The sequence below is a fragment of the Latilactobacillus graminis DSM 20719 genome (assembly GCF_001436415.1).
GTDB lineage: Bacteria > Bacillota > Bacilli > Lactobacillales > Lactobacillaceae > Latilactobacillus > Latilactobacillus graminis.
Genome location: NZ_AYZB01000018.1, coordinates 1 through 1738 on the forward strand (window position 1 = coordinate 1; position 1738 = coordinate 1738).

Sequence of the window (1738 nt, forward strand, 5' to 3'; positions counted from 1 at the left end):
GGGATATTGGCAATGAATATCTAGCGTTAGCCCAACAGACTAAAACTGCCGTTGATCATATGATGGCAACCGATACTGAATTAGCGGGGATATTTAACAAGTGAACTATAAATTACTACCTTTCCAGTAAGCTTGTAATAAGTTACAAGTAATATGTTACAAATTATGATATACTAAATGTACGCAAAAAAGAGCAAGGTACCGGCCAGTACCTCGCTCATGTAGTAGTATTGCAAATAGGGGTTAGACGTTAATTTAAATTAACGTCTTTTTTTATTTTTTCGTGCTTTCGCCCAACCAATAGCTTCTTTCAAAGCCACTGGGGCAATTGCAACGAGAATTTGCGTTAGCAAATTCACAGCCGATCTCCTCATTGTTTTTTTGCATGCAGCCACCTCCAAACAGTCAATTTTGAGTTGACGAAGGGGACGTGCTTGCAATTAACTACTACGGGTATCATTATACCAAAATTAAAGCGGGTTTAATATCGATTGTCGGTGTTAAACCCGCTTTTTGAATATTTATGATCCTTGCAGTGTTTCCAATTCAATCTGTTGCTTAATCCTGAAGAGCGTCGCTTTAGAAGTGTTAAAAGCCTCAACTGTTTCTTTGATTGAATGATTTTGATAATATTCATAAATCGCCATTTCATGTGGGCCAATCTTGCGTCTCGGCCGGCCCTCCTTAAAGTTAGGATTGTTTTTTTTAGAATATTCCTTACCGGCCTGGGTTCGTTCGACAATCATATCCCGCTCCATTTCGGCTACAGATAGCAGAGTTCGAACAATCATCTTACCCATTGGCGTGTTCTCGATAGTTCCTAGATTGAGGACTTTGATACTAATATTTTGATTTAATAGTGGTTCAATACTATTTAAGGCCTCACGTGTATTTCTGGCAAAGCGATCAAGTTTTGTAATCACTAAAGTATCACCTCTGGTTATTGTATTTAGCAGTAAGTCAAAAACTGGCCGGTGAGTGGTTGTTCCAGTAAATTTTTCTGAATAGATATTTTTTGGATCAACACCAGCGTCGACAAGTTGAGCAATTTGTTCTTCTAAATTTTGACTCGGAGTTGAAACCCGTGCGTAACCATAAATTTTAGCCAAATTTATCGCTCCTTTGTGAGACTAAGAATGTGATACTCGATAAATCCTAGTATAACACGTTTTTGATTCAGTCTCAAAAACTGTTCAGTTTTTGAGGCTTTTACAGAGTCATAATCACATCATTACTAATTATAGTCAGTGTTGCGTTTTCAAGCTCAAATAACAAATCCAAATTTTTGATTTTGATAACGTTCATTTAATCACCTCACTATAAAGTGCGTATAAATCGGCCTTTTATTTCACGTTTAATTCAAAAAATGGCTTTTCTTAGTAATCAACACAGAAATAAAAAAACATTATAGAATAGGAATATTCTATAAGAAAAGGGGGGGGCTCTTAATGTTGTTACCGGACTTAATAAAGGAATTTACATTTGCTGTTGCAATAATCGGCATGATAGTTCTTTGTATTACAATAGCGTATTTGCGGATCGCGAAAGTGCATAACGAAATGGCTATTACTTTTGTAGTGATACTATTTTTTTCGATAGTCGTATGCTTAGTTAGAATAATAGCTCGCTAAGATTCTTTAAAAAGCAGTTCCTACTGAAGGGGGCTGCTTTTTTAATTGTGATGGTTAGTGTACTTATTTCCCTTGTAAAGGTTCTGAACGTGCATAGTTGGGTCGCT

Annotated in this window: 1 protein-coding gene; it reads right to left on the minus strand. The window is 36.5% G+C overall.

Annotation, left to right across the window (positions count from 1 at the left end; all coding sequences use genetic code 11):
• Nucleotides 1–521: 521 nt before the first annotated feature.
• The gene (locus FC90_RS04155) at nt 522–1109 is read right to left on the minus strand and encodes a recombinase family protein (protein WP_057908041.1); all 588 of its coding nucleotides are present in this window, start codon (nt 1107–1109) and stop codon (nt 522–524) included.
• Nucleotides 1110–1738: the final 629 nt, after the last annotated feature.